The organism is Staphylococcus sp. HMSC056G08, assembly GCF_001812305.1.
Taxonomy (GTDB): Bacteria; Bacillota; Bacilli; order Staphylococcales; family Staphylococcaceae; genus Staphylococcus; species Staphylococcus simulans.
Genome location: NZ_KV808525.1, coordinates 28,604 through 52,092, shown reverse-complemented (window position 1 = coordinate 52,092; position 23,489 = coordinate 28,604). Strand labels below are relative to the sequence as shown.

The window sequence follows — 23,489 nt, the reverse complement described above, 5'->3', positions numbered from 1 at the left end:
TTGGATGGCATTTGAAGGATTATCCGATCGTTTACAAGCGACCATGCAGAAGATCCGAGGAAAAGGGAAAGTGACTGAAGCGGATATTAAAGCAATGATGCGTGAAGTGCGTCTTGCATTGCTTGAAGCCGATGTTAACTTCAAAGTGGTAAAATCATTTATCAAAACTGTTTCTGAACGTGCTTTAGGTTCAGATGTCATGCAATCTTTAACACCTGGCCAACAGGTTATCAAAATCGTTAAAGATGAATTAACACAATTAATGGGCGGCGAAAATGCGACGGTTAATATGGCAAATAAACCGCCGACAGTTGTGATGATGGTTGGTCTGCAAGGTGCAGGTAAAACGACAACTGCAGGTAAATTAGCATTATTAATGCGTAAAAAATACAATAAGAAACCATTGTTGGTTGCAGCCGATATCTATCGTCCAGCAGCGATTGACCAACTTCAAACAGTCGGTAAACAATTAGACATTCCAGTCTATAGTGAAGGCGACCAAGTCCAGCCGCAACAAATCGTTGACAATGCATTGAAACATGCTAAAGAAGAACATTTAGACTTTGTGATTATCGATACAGCAGGTCGTCTGCATATTGATGAAAAACTGATGAACGAATTAGCTGAAGTTAAAGAATTGTCTAAACCAAATGAAATTATGTTGGTTGTAGATGCGATGACTGGTCAAGATGCAGTCAACGTTGCGCAATCATTTGATGATCAATTAGGTGTAACAGGTGTTACTTTAACAAAACTTGATGGTGACACTCGAGGCGGTGCAGCTTTATCTATCCGTTCTGTTACGCAAAAACCGATTAAATTTATTGGTGTCAGTGAGAAACTTGACGGTTTAGAATTGTTCCACCCAGAACGTATGGCGTCGCGTATCTTAGGTATGGGTGATGTGTTAAGTTTAATCGAGAAAGCTCAACAAGATGTAGATGAATCTAAAGCAAAAGATTTAGAGAAGAAAATGCGTACTGCTTCATTTACATTAGATGATTTCTTAGAACAATTAGACCAAGTTAAAAATCTTGGACCATTAGATGAAATCATGAAAATGATTCCGGGTATGGGCAAAATGAAAGGTATGGATAAGTTGAATATGAGCGATAAACAAATCGATCATATCAAAGCAATTATCCAATCTATGACTTTAGCTGAACGTGAAAGACCAGAAATCTTAAACGTATCTCGTAAGAAACGTATCGCAAAAGGATCAGGTCGTTCACTTCAAGAAGTTAACCGTTTGATGAAACAATTCAATGACATGAAGAAAATGATGAAACAATTTACTGGCGGAGGCAAAGGTAAAAAAGGCAAACGCAGTCAAATTGAAAATATGATGAAAGGCATGAACTTGCCGTTCTAATCGAAAAAGGTGTTGTGAGCAGCGACTTATAACACCTTTTACTGTGTATTAGAGATAAAAAATAAAATTGGTAAAGAGAAACCTCTTTACAAACTTTCTGATACCTGTTATTATTATTTCTTGTAGAAAAGAAAACAAAGACTCAAAGGAGAGAATTATACATGGCAGTTAAAATTCGTTTAACACGTTTAGGCTCAAAAAGAAATCCATTCTACCGTATCGTAGCAGCAGATGCTCGTGCGCCACGTGATGGTCGTATCATCGAACAAATCGGAACTTATGATCCGGTTACTAAAGATGCGTCACAAACAGTTAAAATCGACGAAGAGTTAGCACTTAAATGGTTAGCTAACGGTGCGAAACCAACTGATACAGTTCACAATATCTTATCTAAAGAAGGTATTTTGAAAAAATTCGACGACCAACGTCAATCTAAGTAATTTAAGCTATAAGTTGCTTTAATCTCATAACCCTGAGACAATACACTTGTCTTAGGGTTATTGTTAAGTATTGGAGCTTTTTTCACGAGACCAAATATTGGAGGCAATGTGCATGAAAGTAGAAGTCGGTAAAATTGTAAATACACATGGGATAAAAGGTGAGGTACGTGTGAAATCTAACTCAGATTTTACAGACACACGCTTTCAACCTGGTGAAGTTTTGACATTGAATCACAAAGGCGAAGAAATTGCGTTAACAGTCGCTTCTTATCGTATGCACAAAGGGTTCCATATGTTGACATTTGAAGGTATCAACAACATTAATGATGTGGAGCACTTTAAAGGTGATATTCTGACACAAGAGCGTGATCATGAAGCAATTGAACTTGATGAACATGAGTTTTACTATTCCGACATTATCGGCTGCACAGTTTTTGATGGTGAAACACCGATTGGTCGTGTGAAAGAAATTTTTGAAACAGGTGCCAATGATGTATGGGTCGTTCAAGGTGATAAAGAGTACTTGATTCCCTATATCGCAGATGTTGTCCAAGAAGTAGATGTCTCTGGGCGCCGTATTCAAATTACGCCATTGGAAGGAATGTTCGACGAGTGAAAATTGATTATTTAACGCTGTTTCCAGAAATGTTTGATGGCGTATTAAATCATTCTATTTTAAAGCGTGCACAAGAGAAAGAGATTCTAACAGTGAACACCGTCAATTTCAGAGATTATGCGGTTAATAAACATAATCAAGTTGATGATTATCCATTCGGCGGCGGTCAAGGTATGGTATTGAAACCAGAACCTGTCTTTAATGCGATGAAAGACCTTGAGACGACAGAAAACACGCGTGTGATATTAATGTGCCCACAAGGCAAACCCTTCTCACAAGCAGTGGCAGAAGAGTTGAGCCAAGCAGAACACTTAGTGTTTATTTGTGGTCATTATGAAGGCTATGATGAACGTATCAGAGAACATTTAGTGACTGATGAAATCTCAATTGGGGATTATGTATTAACAGGTGGAGAATTGCCTGCGATGAGCATGACAGATGCGATTGTACGCTTGATTCCAGGTGTACTCGGCAATCAACAGTCACATCAAGATGACTCATTCTCTGATGGTTTATTAGAGTTTCCGCAATACACACGTCCAAGAGAATTTGAAGGTATGAAAGTACCAGACGTCTTATTATCAGGTAATCACGCAAACATTGATGCATGGCGACATGAACAAAAATTAATTAGAACATTTGTCAAAAGACCCGATTTACTAACAAAGTATCCATTAACATCAGAAGATGAAAAAATACTTGAAAACTACAAAAACCAATTGAAAACCAAATAGCAGTGTGCTAATATTATTTAAGTGTGCTAAGCACGAAAAATCACTATGATCCGCTGCTATTTTGTTGTCGAGGCAAGAACATAGTTTGAAGGAGAGAATAATAAAATGAGTAATCACAAATTAATCGAAGCAGTTACTAAATCACAATTACGCACAGACTTACCAAACTTCCGTGCCGGTGACACTGTACGTGTACACGTACGTATCGTCGAAGGTACTCGTGAACGTATCCAAGTCTTCGAAGGTGTCGTAATCAAACGTCGCGGTGGCGGAGTTTCAGAAACTTTCACAGTTCGTAAAATTTCATCTGGTGTAGGTGTGGAACGTACATTCCCATTACACACACCAAAAATTGAAAAAATCGAAGTAACTCGTCGCGGTAAAGTTAGACGTGCTAAACTTTACTACTTACGTAACTTACGTGGTAAAGCTGCTAGAATTAAAGAAATTCGCTAATTTTAGACAGATAGACATACGAGTAGACAAGGCTGTTCCTAATCATGGAACAGTCTTTTTTTATGTAAATTGTCGTATGAAAATTCTGAAAAATTAGGTATAATGAAAGCATTCTATAAAACGAAAATCATTATTTTTACAAGTACAACAAGAAAATCATCATAGAAGGAGTAGAAGTAAATGAAAAAGAAGGTTTTAGTAACGATTGCGATATTGTTATTCTTTGCGGTTGTCGCATTCAGTATTGTCAGGAATGAATTCACAGATCGTGTCAATCCGTTTCTAACTACAGAAAAATCATATGCGAAGGTTGAAAAAGGTACACAATACTATGAAAATGTTCAAGCTTACTCAAAAGATGGAGAACGTGTGCCTTATAAGCTGACATTCAATGGTTTTGATCCTCAAAAAGAGAATGTCGTGATTATCCATAAAGGCAAGTATGTGAAAGAAATCCATTATCTAGATACATTGCCTAAAGATGTAAAAGAATAAGAACGATAAAAGAATCGCCATTTTAATAGAGAAGGCGATTCTTTTATTTATATAGTTTAGATAGAATTGTCACTATTCCAATCATCTGCACTTGGCTTTTGATGTGTGTGATATTGATGAATGATTTCATTGTATTCTCGTTGGTTATGTCCTCTGTATGCCCATAGTCTCACTTTAGAATAAACAATTTTGACATGTTTTAAAACATGTTTCGTTTTTACATTGTTATACAATCCTTGTGCTTTCCACATTTGTACAGCATCCTTCAAGTCATCTTCTTTTGGCACCATTTTGATATTAGGAAGAATGACATCTTCGAAAATAGCGATTTCAACCATATATATAGGAATATCAAAGGATTCTCCTTGAAGGTTGATACTACTTCTTAGAAATAGCAGACTGTCTTCGAATTTCTTATTTTCTATCCACTCCTCTGAAGTAGCGGCTTTAAACAATGCCATAAGTGTTGAAGGTAAATAGTAAGGGACAGTTTCATATAATGCATTTAGGGTTTGATAAGCTTCTTTTAACGTCGTATGTGTAAGATAATTATCGCTGATAGCAACCATGTGACTTTTATAATCTGTGCTTATCTTATCTTTTATAGATGCGCTGGTTTCATGTGCTTCAAAGTACGAATTATAAAGTTTGACCACAATTTTAATAGGGATAAATCCATATAAGTTTACAAGTGCTTCAAAGAATTTGATTTTAGTTTCAGTGTTTAAATCAGTAAGAATATTTGCCTGGATTTTATTATGCATCAAAGCTGGTAGAACCTTTTTGGCTTCCCCGACTGATAATCGATTATGGCACAAATCTTTTAATAACGCTTGTTGAAGGTCTTCATCTAAGGATTGATCTGTAAAATCTTCAATCGACTGTTTAAGTATTTCTTCAGGCTGCAGACCACGTAAACTAAAATAACACTTTAAATGTTCAAATAAGTCACAAGGTAAATAAATCATACTGAGTTCAATGTCGCTAAACAAAATAAAGACCGCAATATTTTCACCAGGGAGTTCTGCACCTACAAAACTGTTTCTATCCTCATAAACCATATACGCAAAAAGTATACGTAAAGGTGGCACGATTTGAATTAGTTTTTCAAATAAGCCATAATCTCTTATCACTTTTTTGGTGATTAAGGTACACTTTTCAGTATCAGTCAGTTTATCATAATTTTTAATATTAGCCATCACACATATAAAGTCTAAATTTTTTGTGCTATAACGATCAGCTAAACATGTTTCAAAATCCATGGTTTCATATGATCTACGCTTTTCTTCTATTGAAGCTAAAGTTTCGATTTTTGTATGAACCCAATCTTCAAGCAACGGTAAGGAGGAATATTTTTCATTTAAACAACAGTGGTTATAATCATTTAAAAATTCAGGTGAGAGGTAGTAGCGGTCTTTAGCAATAGCGATGATATAGTGTGTCGCTTTCAAAAGAGTGAGTTGATAATAGTCTGTTCTAGAAAGTGTGATTATCGTAAGTGTGGAATTTAAAACAGACTCAAGTAATGCTTTTTCAGAAGCATTTAGAAGGTGATCAAAATGATTCATTAATGTCTGATAGGAAATAGAGTTGCTTTGAAGTGCTTTAGTAGAAAGTGAAGTGTTAAATTTTGGAAGTATGTGACTCAGATATTCTTGATTGGTGCTTTGGTAGTTACGTTCTTTCATGTTGTGTGATCAAACCTTTCTAGGCGAATGTTAATGGAGTAGAGATATAAAAATAGTATAAGTAAGAAGATAATAGGCTGTATATGCATAATCACAGACAGTAAAAAAAGCGTAAGTCATTGGTAAAAATAGTGTTGGGGATTAAAAAAACAGTGCGTATCCAAAATATAGAAGGATACACACTGTTTGTTTTATTGTTTCGTTTTGTTTCGTCTGAGTAGATAACGGCACCAGACCACGCTCAACACTAAACCAATTCCTGTGATGACGATTAATGGTTTTAATAATGGCGGTTCATATTTTAAATAAATATCTGTTTGACCTTTCTTAGTTGGAATTACTGTCATAATGCCATTACCTTGTTTAACATCATGTTTCTTACCATCGATTAACGCATACATTCCATTTCTATAGGCAGCAGGTAAGACAATATAACCTTGTGCTGATTTTGGTTTTTGAATGTGTAAGTTACGGTTATTCTTAGTAACTTTGACAGGTGTTAAAGTATCTTTAGTACGATTTAAAGTACTGTAATCTTCACCATAAATACCTTTAAGCTGTAGACGGTATTTACCTTTTGGTAGTTGTAACTTCAGTTCTGGTGAAGCTTTAATACGCATAGTCACAGGGCTGACAAATCGTCGGTATTTGTAGTCTAAGCGATTACGTTTTTGTTTATATTCATTGATTTTTACGTAGTGTTCTGAAGTTGGTGCGATACGTTCAATATCCATTTCTACATACATATCTTGATACTTATTCGCAACGGATTCAGGCAGCTGCATAGTTAAACCACCATTGTTTTTTTGAACTTGAATATGTTTTTGATCTATTTGTTTTGCATCGCGTAATGTTGTCTTTGCTTTTGGTAGTAAGTTAGGGTTCGTTTTGAATGTTGAATTACCTTTTTTATCATCCCAAACAACGCCTTCTAACATGGCTTGTTCACGATCTAACGGTGATTTTAATTGGTCCATACTAAATGTTTTGTTGGTAATATGTGCACTTGGATAATCAATTTGATTTTTTGAATGAACAAAGATTCTATCATCATGTTTGATTTTATCTTTTAGTTCGAAACCGTATGGTATGTTTTTATCTGATTCCATTTTGAAGCGGTCTGTGACATCCCATAAAGCCATTAAGTTAGCTCGGTTATTAAATAAACGATAAGTACTGTTTTTATCAATCGGCATATTAATCTGCATCACATTATCATAATAATTAAGAATTTCACCATCAAAGATGCTTGAATAAAGCGAGATGCCGTTGTAGTTGTAAATGAATGGTGAGTTTAAACCATAAACACTCATATAATCAATACGCATTAAATCATCTTGATTTTCTTTTTGAATGGCTTTGATTTTTTTATTTAGCGGGTGACTGAAGTAATCATAATTTGTGACTTGTTTTACTTCTGTTTCATACTCAGACAAAATATTTTCTTTATATTCTTTTAACTGCCAGAATTGTTGGACTAAAATCAATGCGACTAACATAAGTTTCATCCAATACTTCGTCTGACCTTTATAAACAATTAATATCAATGCCAATACTGCAATGATGACAGCTGTGCTGAACCACCAATGCCATTCGCCTTCCGCATAACGTGATGAAATGATTAAGACTAAAACAGCTGGAATTGTTGCGGCAATTAAAGAAACGATAGACATTTCCGCTAAATATTGAATCATCAAAGCAACCAATATTGCGGCACTCATTGCCAGCATATAGACCCATCTGCGTTGCGGGATAGAAAAGCCGTTAAAGAAACTATCAAAAGGGTTGGTAAATGAACCTAATAAGAAAATCCATGTCATAATCGCAAATAAACGATAGAAATAATGTTTGTATAGTTTAAATTGCAGTAGGGCAATCAAAACTAAAATCGACAATAAAATATGAAAACCTGATATAAATGTTTGTTTATCTGTGTTCAATAAATCTACAAAGAATGGATACTCTAATAATGGATTTTGTTTACGATCATTATGCAAGAATGAGCTGACACCTGTGTAAAATCCAAAACTAGCGACCATCAAACTTAGTAGTATAGTTACCACTGTAATATAAATCTTCTGTATGCGGTTTAAGATATCCTCTTTATAAACTGCGATAGTTCTATAAATTAAATAAGCACCGATAATAATAGCTTCATAGTAACTGAAATAAAAGTTCGACATCAGTGTTAAGCCTAAACCGATAATCAATAAAGCAGCTTTACGTTCTCTAAATAACTTTTCTACACCTAATATTGTCAACGGTAAGTAAATCAATACATCACCATAAAATGACCAAGTGAAGTTGAAATACATCATGACATTAGAAGCGGTGTATAAAATTGTAGCGATCAGTGCGGTATAACGTTTTAATTTAAAATAGCGCATCATATAGTAAGCAGCAATAAATGTCAAAATAGCTTTGACAATCGCAAAGAATAATTGGTTTCCTGGCCAAAATTCAATACTGCTTGGATTCATATGTAAGAGATGTTCGCCTAACCACACAAATAAAAAGTTTAAGTAGGTAAGTGGAGAGGTTGAATAATAATAAGCTAAGTCTGCGATATAATCTCCGCCTAAACCGAAAGAAATATCGTAGAAACTTGAAAAGTGTGTGACATGTTCATATAAGTATTTTTGAAATGGCATCATTTGTCTGAAACCATCGCCTGCACCACTGAATACAATTTGATGTTTCGTATAAGCGCGGATTGCAGGATAGAAAATAATCAGCATTATTAATGTGCCGATACCAGCAATTTTTAAAAAACGCACTAGGTTATGTTTTAGGGTGAATTTCATTTTTTGTCTCTCCTGAAATTAAAATGCATATGTAGAATTAGGTAATATACTACATATACCCTTTTTAATTTTAGCAGTAACGCGATTATAAAGGGAAATAAATCAACTAATATTAAAATTTTGTAAAGTATCATATTAACTTAATATGAATAATGTCTAACATATAGGGAATATAACTACCGGTAACAATTATATGGGAGTACTATCAATAACAAATCAATTTGGAGGTCTTAATCATATGGTTGAAGTAAGAAATGAATCAGGCATCACTCAAGTTGCGGAGAATGTGGACAGAGTTGCCGCATTAGAATTTTCATTCGTAGATGATTTATTAGCTTTAGATATTAAACCAGCTGCGATTGCTGATGATGGGAATAAAGAGAATTTATTTGAAGCAGTCAGAACACAGATTGGTGAATATGTTTCTTTAGGAGATAGAAACAATCCTGATTTAGATGCTTTAAGAGAAGCGGAACCACAATTAATTATTGCTGACGGTGAACGTCATCACAAAATCTATAGAGATTTAGAAAAAATTGCACCGACAATTTTACTTGAAAGCTTTGATGGCGATTATAAACAAAACTTAGAGTCATTCGAGTTAATCGGTAAAGCTGTATCAAAAGAACAAAAAGCGAAAACACGTGTCGCTGTGCATGAACAAAAGATCAAACAAATCGAAGAGGGTATTACTTTAGATAAAAGTTTAGGCACATTGGCTGCAGTAGTGACAGATAATCATATTGTAGGACATGATGCGAACAGTTATGTTGGTCAATTCTTAAAACGTCTTGGTTTCAAAATGGCAATCACTCAAGCGGATTCAAAAACGTATCCAGAATATAAAGATGGACCATATCTAAAATTAACGGATGAACAATTAAAAACATTAAATCCAGAACGTTTAATTTTAATGGTTGATGATGAAAATGCAGATGCATTAGAAGAATTACGTCAATCAGAAGTTTATAATTCAATCAATGCGAAGAAAAACGGACGTATTCATTTCGTAAACCGTGAATTATGGGCTAAATCACGCGGTTTAGTAGCGTCTGAACACATTGCAGAAGACTTAGCGAAATTCGAAGAATAAGTCTAAACTAGATCAATGCAAGCACCGAAAACTTCTACCTTTTTCGGTGCTTGTATTTTTTATGATTATATTGTAGTTTATGTAATGCATTTTATGTTATGAGTGATTGTCATTATTAATATTTATTCTTAAGTTATTTAGTCGCTCATCTAAACTAGGATGGCTTGATAAAATACTTCTCTTTTTATAGTCAAATTTACCTAACTCAATAAATTTTTTGAATGCACTTTTTATATGCTTTATATTTACATATTCGGATGCATAAGTGTCACATTTCAATTCGCAATTTCTTTTGTACTTAAAGTTTAATGCTATAATTACAAAGTAAATCAGAATAAACAGAAGAACTACAATGAGTAACAAAATAATATTACTAGGTAATTTGATTATAAGCATTAATAGAAAAAACACAAAAGGGGTTAAGGTGAAAGCACTTAATGAAATCAAATGCATTTTTAATGAGTCATTATCTTTTATATGACTATATTCATGAAAGAGAAAAAATCTGAGTTCATTTTCATTTAACTTTTGAATTAATGAGTCATCAATAATAATAATGGATTCCTTTTTTCTAATAGCGAATAGGTTAGGCTTGAAGGGCATACTGACAGAATAAAAACTAATTTTTTTATTTATTAATTCAGGAACATACTCCATTACAAACTTACTAGTAAGTCTCTTTTTGTTTACAAATATCAAATCGACATGCGGTTTCAAAAAAGCATAAAAAAATAATCCGAAAGAAAAAGCAAACATATATTTTTTTAAATTGTAACTTAAAAACGGAGTGCCTAAAACGTCGAATTTTAATAATATAGCTAGTATTAATAATAGCAATGAAATTATTCTCATATATATCAACTCCTTATCTTAATGGATTTTAATTGTAAAAAATAGGGGTTATATAGGTTTCTAATGCGCCTGCGAATATAATCAGTATAATTCCTAAAATAAACAATGATAGGTATTGATTATAATTATTTTTAATATCACCCCAATTTGATAAACCGATATAAGCTCCAATAAATAAACCGAGCATTTCTGGAGTAGCATGAATTAAAAAGCTAAGACCTCCATATTTAATCAAAATAGGTGAAAAACTATGTATTCTTTCGTATTTATCTCTTAATCAAAGTATTCAATAACTATTTGTTGTTTGAACATTTTTCACAGAAAACTTTTTGACTTTTCGCCCAATTGCTAAGCATTGTATACCCTTTTAATTTGCTTTCGTTTATTTTTATAGTAATTACTTCATTTTTATTTATCTCTTTGTTACAGTTACTGCATCTTAATTTCTCAAGAAACATTAAATCTCCTCCTAATAAAATGAATAAGTAATAAGTAGTGAGGTGTCTTATACTTGCAGACTTGTCGATCGTTATAATGAAATAAGAAGGCAAGTGAAACTTTTTAAGTTTCCATAATGGTATTACACTGATTGATATGATGATGAAAAGGTATATTACGTTAAACGGATTGTATAAATGATTATTAAAATATAAAGGTACATTGTTAAAGTATAAAATTATTACTTATTAGTCAAGTTATATTTGTATACAAATTTGTGGTTTTATTAAGGTTATGGTAGTAATTTGAATACTACCTTTTTCGGTGCTTGTATTTTTTTATGTCGTATTATAAAGAAAATAGGGTATTAAACACTAATGAAGTTTAATTGAAATGACGGGAGTGGCGTATATGGAATACGAAGTAAAGCATTTAAATGAATTAAAGGTTATTGGTTATTTGAGTAAATATGCGACGATGCAAGACGCGCAACAAAATTTACCGAAAGCATGGCAAAAATTTCATGAATCAGGTGAAGAACAAACTTTATCTGAATTAAGCAACCACCAATTAGAAGGATACTTAGGAGTGATTGTACCTACAGAAGCAGGGATGAATTACTTAATTGCGGTAACTTCTGATAATCAATTTGGATCAGGCTTGCATCCTTATGCTTTACCTCAAGGCGATTATATGGTTGTAAATGCTAAAGGACCTGTACCAGAATCTATTCAACAAGTATGTGAAAAAGTATTTAACCCTGATTACCTTGCGAGTGAAGGTTATCACATGGCTGAAGGACCAGCTTTTGAATTCTATCCACATGGAGATGTGACTTCATCAGATTATGAAGCACAAGTGTATGTGCCGGTGGTAAAGAAAGAAGAAAATAAATAATAAAATATACAAAAACACAGACACGTTAATCATCTATACATGTCTGTGTTTTTATATTTATATCACTTTGATTCCGGATTGTTCAAACTGTTCTTGTTGTTCATTGGTAATCTCATCATCTGTAATTAATTGGTTAAAGTCCTCTAACTCCCCAATTTTAGCAGTAACTACACGGTTAATTTTACTGCTGTCTGCGGTTAAGTATTTTTGTTGTGAAATATTCATTAAGCGTCTTCTAGTCTCAACTTCCTCGATACTATAATCTGTCACACCATAGGGTACAGATAATCCACTACAACAAAAGAATCCTTTATTAATATTTAGATGTTCAAAATTGAAAAGAAAATCAAACTGAGTCAATGATTGTTCTGAACTTCTAACTTTCCCACCTATTGAAATCAATGCGTGATTATACTGCATACATTGGATTAAAACTGGAATCGAGTTAGTAACAATTGTTAAATGGCGTTTAGTTTCTAAGCCTTTTGCGATTTGTAGAGTAGTCGAACCACTATCTAAATAGATACAATCCCCGTCACCAATCAACTTTAAAGCTTTTTCAGCGATTAACTTTTTCTTAGTTAAATTACGATCTAAACGACGCTCAATCGCAGACTCTCCATTCGATTCTTTATTAAGTCTGATGCCTCCGTATTCTTTCTGTACTAATTCTAGTTTGACCAATTGTTGAATATCTCTTCGCAAAGTTTCCATAGAAATATTGAGTTCCTTATGTAATGTTTTTAGTTCTAAAAACTCTTGTTCTTCTAGTTTTTCAATGATTTTACTTCTTCTCTCAGTTGGCAACATTAGGCTCACTCCTTGAAAATTGTTAGTTTTATCATACCTTAAATTCAATAGGAGTAAACAGAGTTGGTAAAGAATTAGTCATAAGTTAATCGATACTTACACATTTTTAACACTGACTTAATATGCATCTCTTATACTTTGAGTAGATAAAAGCGGAGGTGCAAAAATGCTTAGTTTAAAAAACGTATCAAAAACATACGGAAAAGATGAAGTTTTAAAAGATATTAATTTAGATATAGAAGACGGTGAGATTGTAGCTTTACTTGGACCAAGTGGTTGTGGAAAAACAACGCTATTAAACATGATTTTAGGTTTAACAGAAGTAACAAAAGGTTCAATTCATTATAATGAGTCGCCAATTCATCATTTGCCAATGAAAAAAAGAGGTTTCAATATTGTGTTTCAAGATTATTGTCTATTTCCCCATTTGAATGCGCGAGACAATGTTTTTTATGGTCTTAAGAATATGAAAAAAGATCCTAACACTAAAGAAATCACAGATCTAATTGAATTATTAGAACTTAGACCACATCTTGATAAGAAAGTTCATGAGTTGTCTGGCGGTCAAAAGCAACGTGTTTCAATAGCACGTACCATAGTGATGCAACCTAAAGTTTTATTAATGGATGAACCGCTGAGTGCTTTAGATGGAATGATTAAAGAAAGAATCAAGAATATGATTGTAAGAGTTGCTAAATCAATGTCACTTACAACTATTATGGTGACACATGACCCAGAAGAAGCATTAACAATGGCAGATAAAATCGTAGTGATTCAAAATGGCAGCATTGCTCAGTTTGGAACACCTGAAGAAATTATTCATCAACCGAAATCAACTTTTGTTAAGCAGTTTATCTTAAATCAATTAGAAATTAAACGTCAACATATTTATCAATTGTTTGGTGAACAACATGGTGCATAAGTTATGGAGTCAACGTATCATTCAAATTCTATTATTTACTTTTTTTGTAATCTTTTTGATTATTCCAATCCTATTTTTACTGGGTCGTTCAATTATTGCTGATGGTCAAATCAGCAGCATTTATTTTAAAGAGGTATTGTCAAATCCTGAAGTTACAACAGCATTAATGCGAAGTTTGAAATTATCTTTGATTTCAGCTTTCACGACAGCAATCTTAGCGTTTTTAATAGCGTATGCACTTCAATTAACAGCTATAGCTAAATGGATAAAACGCTACACGCACAGTATGGTCATCTTACCTATGTTGGTACCTACAATTACTTATGGTTTCTTATTAATGTATTTGTTTGGTAATGAAGGATTGATTGCGAGATTAGTTGGACAACCTTTGTTTACGGTTTATGGCGAGAAGGGCATGTTAATTGGTTACGTGATTTATACGTTGCCAGCGGCATTTATCATTATTAATAATGCGTTTAATTATGTAGATCACCGCTTCTTCTATGTGTCGGAATTATTACATGATAAAGGACCACGAGCTTTCTACCATACAACTTTCAGACCTTTAATGATTCCGATAGGTAATGCGTTTATACTGTCCTTTATTTTAAGTTTTACTGATTTCGGTATTCCTGCTTCCATCGGTGCAGATGATACAGTTATCTCAATTTTACTGTATCAAACCATATTAGGTTCTATACCGAAGTTTGCACAAGGTGCAGTACTTGCATTCTTAATGTTAATACCAGCTATCTTAGGTTTTGTATTTTTATCAGTACTAGAAAGATGGAATGTAGAACATCGATCTGCACAACAATTTGAATTAAATAAAAAACCGCTTCGTGACATTTCTATTGGTGTGCTTGTCTTTGTGATTAGTAGTATGATTCTCTTAATTTTTTTAGTCATGTTTATTGTGCCGTTCACTGAGAATTATCCGTACAATAACAAGTTCACATTAAAGCATATCCTAAATTTATTGAACGATGAAATTTTAGTGCGTGTTTATCTACAATCTATATTTGTAGCTGTAACTACTGCGGTTTTTGGAACAATTATTGCATTCTTCAGTGCCATGATTAGTGTTCGTACTAAGTTAAAAGGACGACGTATGATTAATGTCATTGCAATGTTGACGAATACAGTGCCGGGCATGATTTTAGGTCTTGCATATTTATTGTTCTTTCAAGGGACTACTATCAAAAATACGTTCTTGATTGTAATCATCAGTATTGTTGTTCATTATTTCACCACGCCATATTTAATGGCAAAAGGTGCAATGGACAAACTGGATAAGACTTGGGATGTTACTAGTTCATTATTAAGAGATAGTTGGTTTGACACGATATTCAAAATCATTTTACCTAATATGAAATCAACCATTATAGAGATGCTGAATTATTACTTTATTAATGCAATGGTGACAATCAGCGGTGTTATTTTCTTAGTTTCAACTTCAACACAAATTGTATCTACACAAATTAATCAACTTCAGCATTTCAACAGATTTACAGATATCTTCATTTTATCGATATTGATTTTATTAACAAATGTGGTGGTACGTATTTTCAGTCATTTTTGGCTGCAATTTGATCAAAGGAGGAACTTGCGATGAAATTTAAGATAATCATGACTGCCATATTTTGTGCTGTATTGCTTTATTTTTCTTATGTTGGATTTGGCGCAAGTTCAAACAAAATTATAATTCAAACGAATGCAGATGAAGAAGCCATCGCCGCAATGAAAAAAGCACTTGATACTCACGGATATCGCGGCGAGTATTTGATTCAACCACAATCCACTTCTGAATTGGGTGGGAAAATCATGGCTGAAGGGAAGCATCTTGATGCAGATATTGTAACTCAAGCAAGCTATTACTTAGAAAGTGCACAACAAGAACATGATATGTTTGTACCTTTATCAAATCGTATGTCGAAGAATGAGATTAAGCCATATCCTAATTATATGGCACCTATACTCGGAAATATGGGATCGCTATTTGTGAATACAGAAGCATTAAAAGAGAAAAATTTGCCTGTACCTCATTCAATTAAAGATCTGACAAAACCCCAATATAAAAATGAAATATCATTTCCTAACATCATGGACTCCTCAACAGGATGGTTGCTCATACAAGGTGTCTTAAATGAATATGGTGAACAAGAAGGACAAAAAATATTGAAACAACTGATTATTAATGCAGGCCCACATCTTGAAAGTTCAGGTTCAGGACCTTTGAAAAAAGTACAATCAGGAGAAGCCTCAATAGGTGCTGGTTTAAGAAACCAAGCTATTGATGCTGAACAAGAAGGACAGCCTATTAAACATATAGACCCGACAGAGGGTAATTTTGCATTAACAGAAGCAGCTGCAGTAGTTAAAAAAGGTGGTAAACGTCAGCAAAAAGCAGAAAAAATGGTTGAAGTTATTCAAAAATATGGGCGACAAGATTTATTGAAAGAATATCCAGTCCCGTTATATAAAGGGGAGTCTGTTGATTCTGAGATGAAACCAAGTAGACCTGAATCGTGGCCAAAATCACTAACTGTAGATTTATTAGATAAACATCAAACTATTTTTAAAGAAGCGAAAAAAGAAGCAGATATTGAAAAAAATAAATAAAAGGAGTGGGTAAGGGTGACAAAGCAATATAAATTATTAACGCCTGGTCCATTGACTACAACACAAACGGTAAAAGAACAGATGTTGGAAGATCGATGTACTTGGGACGATGCATATAAAAATTTAACACAAACTATACGTCAAAACTTATTGGAGATTGCAGAAGCAAATCCTGAAACCTATACAACAGTGCTACAACAAGGCAGTGGTAGTTTTGTTGTTGAAAGTGTTCTACAAACAGCATTAAGTGAGAAAGAACATGTGCTAATTATTAGTAATGGGGCTTACGGTAAACGCATGATTGAAATGGCGCAACGTATCAATAAACGTGTTACAGCTGTAAAAGTAGATTTTGAAAACATACCAGATTTTCAACAAGTCGAAGCGGTGGTGCAGGACAATCCATCAATCACACATATTGCAATGGTCCATTGTGAAACGACAACAGGGATATTGAATCCACTCTTAACTTTTACAGAAATTGCGGAAAAATATAATTTGATTACGATTGTAGATGCGATGAGTAGTTTTGGCGGCATACCGATACATGTAGAAGAATTAAATATAGATTATTTAATCAGCAGTGCGAATAAGTGTATTCAAGGTGTGCCTGGGTTTGGTTTTGTCATTGCAAAACAGGCTACACTTAATAATACAAAAGGGAATGCACAGAGTTTAGCCTTAGACTTATATGATCAATGGCAGACAATGGAACAAGATAAAGGAAAATGGCGCTATACTTCACCTACACACGTTGTCGCAGCATTTCATCAAGCATTAATAGAACTTGATAAAGAAGGTGGGGTCGAGGCAAGATATAACAGGTATCGTGAACTTAATGAATATCTAAGAAAGCATTTATCTGATATTGGATTCGAACCATATATCGAGGATGCAAATCAATCACCTATCATCACAACTTTTTTATACCCGTATGAAACGTTTGACTTTAATGATTTTTATCAAAAGATGAAAGAGGTTGGATTTATACTCTATCCAGGGAAGTTGATGGATACACCGTCTTTCAGAATTGGGAACATTGGTGACTTAGAAATAGAAGATTTATACAATTTAATCGGAAATATCCGTAAGTATCTTTTAGAGGAGGCTGAATAACATGATAAACAAAATAGAAGGTGTTATTTTTGACTGGGCAGGCACAATGGTAGATTTTGGGTGTTTTGCACCGGTACATGTTTTTGTAGATATTTTTAAAGATGCAGGTATTGAAGTTACAATCGAAGAAGCTAGAGAACCAATGGGCATGTTAAAACGCGATCATATTCAAGCGATGTTGGAAATGCCGAGAATACAAAAGCTATGGGAAGAAACATATCAACGAAAAGCAACAGAAGAAGATATTGACAGTTTATACGCTAAATTTGAAACGCAATTAATGGAGACGCTCGAAAACTTTACTACGCCTATTCAAGGTGCAGTAGACACAGCAAATTGGTTAAAAGCAAAAGGTATTAAAGTGGGGTCAACCACAGGTTACACGTCAGAAATGATGGAAGTCGTTAAGAAACACGCAGCTCTTCAAGGGTATGAACCTGATTTTATTGCGACAGCTGATTTAGTTGGAGGTTATGGTCGCCCATATCCTTATATGATTTTCAAAAACATGGAACAACTTGTACTACAGAATGTGAAACATGTATTAAAAGTAGGAGATACAGTTTCTGATATTCAAGAAGGTGTCAATGCAGGAGTGATTACTGTTGGTGTGATTAAAGGCAGTTCTCTTGCAGGTTATAATGAAGAAGATTGGCGCCATTTATCGATTGATGAACGCACAGAAATTGGTAAAAAAGTAAAAGAAAAATTCGAAGCAAATGGTGCAGATCATGTAATATACAGTATTGAAGAATTACCAGGATTAATCGAAGAAATAAATGTATAAGATGAAACAGAAACTCAAGCACTTAATCAGTTGTTTGGGTTTCTTTTTTCATTTTTTCAAGACTTCCAAAATATAGTATAATAGAGAGAATGTAAAATAGAGTAAAGCGATGAATGAAAGGTGATGAAACATGGTTATTCAATGGTATCCAGGACATATGGCGAAAGCTAAACGTGAAGTGTCCGAACAGTTAAAGAAAGTGGATGTGGTCTTTGAATTAGTAGACGCACGTATTCCTTACAGTTCAAGAAACCCGATGATTGATGAAGTGATTCAAAATAAACCACGTGTGGTTATTTTAAATAAAAAAGATATGGCGAATTTAAATGAAACAGCCAAATGGGAAGACTATTTCAGAAGTAAAGGTTATTTCCCAGTATCAGTAGATGCGAAGCATGGTAAAGGCTTGAAATCAGTAGAACAAGCGGCTGTACAAGCGACAAAAGAAAAGTTCGAACGTGATAAAGCGAAAGGCTTAAAACCACGTGCAATCCGTGCCATGATTGTAGGTATTCCAAATGTAGGTAAATCTACGTTAATTAATAAACTTGCGAATAAAGCTATTGCGAAAACAGGTAATACACCAGGTGTAACGAAACAACAACAATGGATTAAAGTAGGTAAATCACTGCAATTATTAGATACACCAGGGATTTTATGGCCGAAGTTCGAAGATCAAACAGTTGGTAAGAAATTAAGTTTAACAGGTGCGATTAAAGATAGTATCGTACACTTAGATGACGTAGCCATTTTTGGTTTAGAGTTCTATAAAGCACACGCGCTTGAAGCATTACAAAAGCATTATAATGTTGATTTAGATGCAGAAGCTGAAAATATTGAATGGTTTGATGCGATTGGACGTCGACGTGGTCTACTACAACGCGGCAATGAAGTGGATTATGAATCAGTCATTGAATTAATTATCAATGATATTAGAAATGCGAAACTTGGTACGCAAAGTTTTGATATTTATAAAGAGATGGCAGATGAAATTAAATAATGGGACAGTCAATCAAAGCAATTAAAGAAGCGTTAAAAGATGTAAAAACTTTAGCTGAATTCAAAACACTTGAATGGCATCAAGATGAAAGAAAAGGTGTACAGCAAGCTTTATTAAGTCGTAAAAGACAATTAGAAAAGGAAGCGGCACTTGTTGAGCAGTACCAAGAGATGATGTTATATGAAAATGATATTTTAGCGCATGACAATAAGGCGATTATTTGCGGTATAGATGAAGTCGGCAGAGGACCTTTAGCTGGTCCAGTAGTCGCATGTGCTGTGGTATTAAATGAAGGGCATGCATATTATGGCTTAAATGATTCAAAGAAAGTTTCGGCTGCTAAACGTGCCCAGCTGAAATCTGCGCTAGAAGCAGAAGCGACATATGCATACGGAATTGCGACTCCAGAAGAAATCGATGATTTAAATATTTATCAAGCAACGCAAGTGGCGATGATACGTGCGATTGAAGCTTTATCTATCAAACCGACGCATTTATTGATTGATGCGATGGAATTACCGTTAGATATTGAACAAACTTCTATCATTAAAGGTGACGCAAAAAGTGTGTCCATAGCAGCAGCCAGTATCATGGCAAAAGAATACCGTGATGCTTATATGCGCGAACTCGCAAAACAGTATCCGGGATATGATTTTGAACATAATGTTGGTTATGGCACAAAAGCACATTTAGCAGGAATTGATAAATTAGGTGTGATTCCAGAACATCGTAAATCATTTGAACCGATTAAATCTCTTACAACAAAATAGTTTTAAAAATAAGGTTGGTGCAAATTGTAATATTTGTTTCCAACCTTGTGTAATATTCAGATTAATTTGAAAAAAGCTAGAATAGTTGCAATATCACACTTCGCGAGGATTCGAGATAAAGTCTAAAAGTTAACAAAATTGACAAAAATAGCCGCTTTCAGTTTACAATAGCGCTTACATTTTCTATAATTAACAGTGTACTTAACCTAAGAAACAGGAGGATGGAGAATGAATATCCACGAGTATCAAGGAAAACAAATCTTTCGTTCAATGGGCGTTCCAGTTCCAGAAGGACGTGTAGCATTCACTGCTGAAGAAGCAGTAGACAAAGCTAAAGAATTAGACACTGATGTTTATGTTGTAAAAGCACAAATCCACGCTGGGGGTAGAGGTAAAGCTGGCGGTGTTAAAATCGCTAAGTCATTATCTGAAGTGGAAGCTTACGCTAATGAATTATTAGGTAAAACACTTGTAACTCACCAAACAGGTCCACAAGGTAAAGAAGTTAAACGTTTATACATTGAAGAGGGCTGCGATATTCAAAAAGAATATTATGTCGGATTCGTTATCGACCGTGCAACAGATCGTGTAACGTTAATGGCATCTGAAGAAGGCGGTACTGAAATTGAAGAAGTAGCGGCTAAAACGCCAGAAAAAATCTTCAAAGAAACAATCGATCCTGTTGTTGGTTTAGCACCATACCAAGCACGTCGTATTGCATTCAACATTAATATTCCAAAAGAATCAATCAATAAAGCGGCTAAATTCTTAATCGCTTTATACAATGTATTTATCGAAAAAGATGCATCAATCGTTGAAATCAACCCATTAGTTACAACTGGTGACGGTGATGTTTTAGCGTTAGATGCGAAAATCAACTTTGACGATAACGCATTATTCAGACACAAAGACATTTTAGAATTACGTGATTTAGAAGAAGAAGATCCAAAAGAAATCGAAGCTTCTAAATATGATTTATCATACATCGCTTTAGATGGCGACATCGGCTGCATGGTTAACGGTGCAGGTTTAGCGATGGCTACAATGGATACAATCAATCATTTTGGCGGAAATCCGGCTAACTTCTTAGACGTAGGCGGCGGCGCTACGAAAGAAAAAGTTACTGAAGCATTCAAAATCATCTTAGGTGATGATCATGTTAAAGGTATCTTTGTTAATATCTTCGGCGGAATCATGCGTTGTGATGTTATCGCAGAAGGTATCGTAGCAGCAGTTAAAGAAGTCGACTTAACATTACCTTTAGTAGTTCGTCTTGAAGGTACAAATGTTGAAATCGGAAAACAAATCTTAAAAGATTCAGGTTTAGCAATTGAGCCAGCAGCAACTATGGCTGAAGGCGCTCAAAAAATTGTCAAACTTGTCAAAGAAGTCTAAGGAAAGGATGAGACACTAAGATGAGCGTATATGTAGATAAGAACACAAAAGTAATTGTACAAGGTATCACTGGGTCTACAGCCCTTTTCCATACGAAACAAATGCTTGAATATGGTACTCAAATCGTTGCTGGGGTAACTCCTGGTAAAGGTGGTCAAGTTGTTGAAGGTGTACCAGTATTCAACACTGTAGAAGAAGCGAAAAAAGAAACAGGTGCAAACGTATCAGTTATTTACGTACCAGCACCATTCGCAGCTGACGCAATTTTAGAATGTGCTGATGCTGAATTAGATTTAGCAATCTGTATTACAGAACACATTCCTGTATTAGATATGGTTAAAGTTAAACGTTATTTAGAAGATAAACACACTCGTTTAATCGGACCAAACTGCCCAGGTGTTATTTCACCAGATGATTGTAAAATCGGTATTATGCCTGGCTACATCCACAAAAAAGGCCACGTAGGTGTTGTATCTCGTTCAGGTACATTAACTTACGAAGCAGTGCATCAATTAACTGAAGAAGGCATTGGTCAAACTACAGCGGTAGGTATCGGTGGCGACCCAGTCAACGGTACAAACTTTATCGATGTATTAGATGCATTCAATAAAGACGAAGACACTAAAGCTGTCGTAATGATCGGTGAAATCGGCGGTACTGCTGAGGAAGAAGCGGCTGAATGGATTAGTAAAAATATGACAAAACCAGTTGTAGGATTCATTGGTGGTCAAACAGCACCTCCAGGAAAACGTATGGGTCACGCTGGTGCGATTATTTCTGGCGGTAAAGGTACTGCTAAAGAAAAAATCAAAACATTGAATGACAATGGTGTTAAAACGGCAGATACACCTTCTGAAATTGGTTCAACATTAATTGAAGCAGCTAAAGAAGCAGGTATCTATGAAGAGTTATTAACAGTTAAAAAAGACGCGTAATTCACTGCGTTTTATAAATCAGGCATGGATTTGTACTTAGGTACAAGTCTGTGCCTTTTTTCATGTTAAAGTTGAGTATTCACATAGTCATTGAAACATAACTTGATTTTTCATATATAATAGTAGAAACTCTGAATAAGCTTTTGTATAGAAAAGTATTGTTTCCATTATATAAAAGGTCGTATAATAACGAAAAAACCACAAGAAAGCAGGTAAACGATTGAACCTCAAAGAATTAGATTTAGAACTCCTCAAATTACGCTACGCAGGTTACTCCACAAAGCAAATATATGCACTTTTATTCAGGTATCCATACTATTTTGAACTAAATTTACCAGAAAGAATGACAAAACTTCGACAATTTTCACAAAATACTGCCTCTAAAACTATGCTTCTGCATTATCAAACATATTGTCAGATAGAGCCTAATGCCATTTATCAATCGTTAGTTGCTCAAAACATCCACTTAATTTCCATTTTTCATCCTGATTATCCTCACTTGCTTAAACACATTTATGCACCTCCATTATTATTATTTTGTAAAGGCAATAGAACTTGCTTAAAAGCACCTCACTATTTAAGTGTCGTCGGTTCTAGAGAAGCGACAAAGTATACACAAAATGCATTAGAATACCTCTTTAAGAATGAAGCATTACATGAGCTCGTTATCGTTTCAGGTTTAGCTAAAGGCGGAGATGCATTTGCACATGAAGCGGCTTTACACTATAATATGGCAACGATTGGCGTTTTAGCATTTGGTCATTATCATCATTATCCTAAAGAAACGCGTGCATTACGAAAACGAATAGAACAAACAGGTTTAACCCTCTCAGAATATATCCCCACAGATAGACCTGCCAGATATAAATTTCCGGAACGTAATCGTATCATTAGCGGTTTATCGCAAGGCGTACTGATTACTGAGTCTAGAGAAAGAAGCGGCGCACAAATCACAGTAGATTTAGCTTTAGAACAAGACAGAAATGTTTATGTGTTGCCAGGTAGCTTATTTCAAAAATTGACCATTGGAAATTTAAAACGCGCACAAGAAGGCGCGAAAATCGTTTTGAGTGCGCAAGATATTATGGAAGATTATGAAACATTAAATTGATTGAAAAAATGAAATAAAGACTTAAATGAAATGATGTCTGTTCATTTTCAGGTGAATTAAAATATTGACAAATGTAAAATAAACCGTTTATCATTTATCTTTGTAACAAGGAACATTTTATTGAAGCAGAGGGGGA

At 34.4% G+C, this 23,489-nt stretch carries 22 protein-coding genes; 18 read left to right on the top strand and 4 right to left on the bottom strand.

The window, feature by feature from the left end; genetic code table 11:
- Positions 1-4: 4 nt before the first annotated feature.
- The 6 genes from ffh (at position 5) to HMPREF2846_RS10915 (ending at position 4,113) form a co-directional block, all read left to right on the top strand.
- Positions 5-1,372 (top strand): signal recognition particle protein, encoded by a 1,368-nt coding sequence (ffh, locus tag HMPREF2846_RS10940; protein WP_002480672.1) that lies wholly within the window; start codon positions 5-7, stop codon positions 1,370-1,372.
- A gap of 161 nt (positions 1,373-1,533) precedes the next feature.
- Positions 1,534-1,812 (top strand): 30S ribosomal protein S16, encoded by a 279-nt coding sequence (gene rpsP, locus HMPREF2846_RS10935; protein WP_002480673.1) that lies wholly within the window; start codon positions 1,534-1,536, stop codon positions 1,810-1,812.
- A 112-nt stretch (positions 1,813-1,924) separates the two neighbouring features.
- Positions 1,925-2,428 carry a ribosome maturation factor RimM gene (rimM, locus tag HMPREF2846_RS10930; protein ID WP_002480674.1) on the top strand — a complete coding sequence of 168 codons (504 nt, stop codon included), beginning with the start codon at positions 1,925-1,927 and terminating at the stop codon, positions 2,426-2,428.
- Positions 2,425-3,162 carry a tRNA (guanosine(37)-N1)-methyltransferase TrmD gene (trmD, locus tag HMPREF2846_RS10925; protein ID WP_002480675.1) on the top strand — a complete coding sequence of 246 codons (738 nt, stop codon included), beginning with the start codon at positions 2,425-2,427 and terminating at the stop codon, positions 3,160-3,162. Before rimM ends, trmD begins: the two co-directional genes overlap by 4 nt.
- 105 nt (positions 3,163-3,267) lie before the next feature.
- On the top strand, positions 3,268-3,618 hold the full coding sequence (rplS, locus tag HMPREF2846_RS10920) for a 50S ribosomal protein L19 (protein ID WP_002480676.1): 351 nt from the start codon (positions 3,268-3,270) through the stop codon (positions 3,616-3,618).
- 180 nt (positions 3,619-3,798) lie between these two features.
- Entirely contained in the window at positions 3,799-4,113 is a 315-nt protein-coding gene (locus HMPREF2846_RS10915) for a YxeA family protein (RefSeq protein ID WP_023015714.1), read from the top strand.
- Between the two features lie 56 nt (positions 4,114-4,169).
- Here the strand turns inward: HMPREF2846_RS10915 and HMPREF2846_RS10910 are convergent, their stop codons facing one another.
- Both HMPREF2846_RS10910 and HMPREF2846_RS10905 read right to left on the bottom strand, forming a co-directional pair.
- Entirely contained in the window at positions 4,170-5,801 is a 1,632-nt protein-coding gene (locus HMPREF2846_RS10910; protein WP_070626636.1) for a hypothetical protein, read from the bottom strand.
- A gap of 191 nt (positions 5,802-5,992) precedes the next feature.
- Complete coding sequence (locus tag HMPREF2846_RS10905) at positions 5,993-8,605, bottom strand: YfhO family protein (protein ID WP_070626635.1); 2,613 nt, start codon at positions 8,603-8,605, stop codon at positions 5,993-5,995.
- A 238-nt stretch (positions 8,606-8,843) separates the two neighbouring features.
- Between HMPREF2846_RS10905 and HMPREF2846_RS10900 the strand changes: the two genes are divergently transcribed.
- A complete protein-coding gene (locus tag HMPREF2846_RS10900) occupies positions 8,844-9,698 on the top strand; it encodes an ABC transporter substrate-binding protein (RefSeq protein WP_002480680.1) in 855 nt (284 codons plus the stop codon).
- Positions 9,699-9,794: 96 nt separating this feature from the next.
- Here HMPREF2846_RS10900 and HMPREF2846_RS10895 read toward each other — a convergent pair whose 3' ends face one another.
- On the bottom strand, positions 9,795-10,550 hold the full coding sequence (locus tag HMPREF2846_RS10895) for a M48 family metalloprotease (RefSeq protein WP_070626634.1): 756 nt from the start codon (positions 10,548-10,550) through the stop codon (positions 9,795-9,797).
- 849 nt (positions 10,551-11,399) lie between these two features.
- Here HMPREF2846_RS10895 and HMPREF2846_RS10890 point away from each other — a divergent pair.
- A complete protein-coding gene (locus tag HMPREF2846_RS10890) occupies positions 11,400-11,885 on the top strand; it encodes a GyrI-like domain-containing protein (RefSeq protein ID WP_070626633.1) in 486 nt (161 codons plus the stop codon).
- A gap of 57 nt (positions 11,886-11,942) precedes the next feature.
- Here HMPREF2846_RS10890 and HMPREF2846_RS10885 read toward each other — a convergent pair whose 3' ends face one another.
- On the bottom strand, positions 11,943-12,695 hold the full coding sequence (locus HMPREF2846_RS10885) for a DeoR/GlpR family DNA-binding transcription regulator (protein ID WP_070626632.1): 753 nt from the start codon (positions 12,693-12,695) through the stop codon (positions 11,943-11,945).
- 166 nt (positions 12,696-12,861) lie between these two features.
- Here HMPREF2846_RS10885 and HMPREF2846_RS10880 point away from each other — a divergent pair, with 166 nt between their 5' ends.
- The 10 genes from HMPREF2846_RS10880 to dprA all read left to right on the top strand — a co-directional run bounded on the left by HMPREF2846_RS10880 (position 12,862) and on the right by dprA (position 23,353).
- Positions 12,862-13,617 (top strand): ABC transporter ATP-binding protein, encoded by a 756-nt coding sequence (locus tag HMPREF2846_RS10880; RefSeq protein ID WP_023015709.1) that lies wholly within the window; start codon positions 12,862-12,864, stop codon positions 13,615-13,617.
- Positions 13,607-15,232: an ABC transporter permease subunit gene (locus tag HMPREF2846_RS10875; protein ID WP_070626631.1), complete on the top strand. Its 1,626-nt coding sequence runs from the start codon at positions 13,607-13,609 to the stop codon at positions 15,230-15,232. Before HMPREF2846_RS10880 ends, HMPREF2846_RS10875 begins: the two co-directional genes overlap by 11 nt.
- Positions 15,229-16,239 (top strand): extracellular solute-binding protein, encoded by a 1,011-nt coding sequence (locus HMPREF2846_RS10870; protein WP_070626630.1) that lies wholly within the window; start codon positions 15,229-15,231, stop codon positions 16,237-16,239. The genes HMPREF2846_RS10875 and HMPREF2846_RS10870 overlap by 4 nt, the downstream gene beginning before the upstream one ends.
- A gap of 15 nt (positions 16,240-16,254) precedes the next feature.
- Positions 16,255-17,355: a 2-aminoethylphosphonate--pyruvate transaminase gene (gene phnW, locus HMPREF2846_RS10865; RefSeq protein WP_070626629.1), complete on the top strand. Its 1,101-nt coding sequence runs from the start codon at positions 16,255-16,257 to the stop codon at positions 17,353-17,355.
- Between the two features lies 1 nt (position 17,356).
- A complete protein-coding gene (phnX, locus tag HMPREF2846_RS10860) occupies positions 17,357-18,142 on the top strand; it encodes a phosphonoacetaldehyde hydrolase (protein ID WP_218086523.1) in 786 nt (261 codons plus the stop codon).
- A 130-nt stretch (positions 18,143-18,272) separates the two neighbouring features.
- Positions 18,273-19,142, top strand: coding sequence for a ribosome biogenesis GTPase YlqF (ylqF, locus tag HMPREF2846_RS10855; protein WP_070626628.1), 870 nt, complete (start codon positions 18,273-18,275; stop codon positions 19,140-19,142).
- The gene (locus HMPREF2846_RS10850; protein WP_070626627.1) at positions 19,142-19,912 is read left to right on the top strand and encodes a ribonuclease HII; all 771 of its coding nucleotides are present in this window, start codon (positions 19,142-19,144) and stop codon (positions 19,910-19,912) included. The genes ylqF and HMPREF2846_RS10850 overlap by 1 nt, the downstream gene beginning before the upstream one ends.
- Before the next feature lie 228 nt (positions 19,913-20,140).
- Positions 20,141-21,307 (top strand): ADP-forming succinate--CoA ligase subunit beta, encoded by a 1,167-nt coding sequence (gene sucC / locus HMPREF2846_RS10845; protein WP_002480685.1) that lies wholly within the window; start codon positions 20,141-20,143, stop codon positions 21,305-21,307.
- Between the two features lie 20 nt (positions 21,308-21,327).
- Positions 21,328-22,242, top strand: a complete 915-nt coding sequence (gene sucD / locus HMPREF2846_RS10840) for a succinate--CoA ligase subunit alpha (protein WP_023015699.1) — start codon at positions 21,328-21,330, stop codon at positions 22,240-22,242.
- A 220-nt stretch (positions 22,243-22,462) separates the two neighbouring features.
- Positions 22,463-23,353 carry a DNA-processing protein DprA gene (gene dprA, locus HMPREF2846_RS10835; protein ID WP_070626626.1) on the top strand — a complete coding sequence of 297 codons (891 nt, stop codon included), beginning with the start codon at positions 22,463-22,465 and terminating at the stop codon, positions 23,351-23,353.
- The last annotated feature ends 136 nt before the right edge of the window (positions 23,354-23,489 follow it).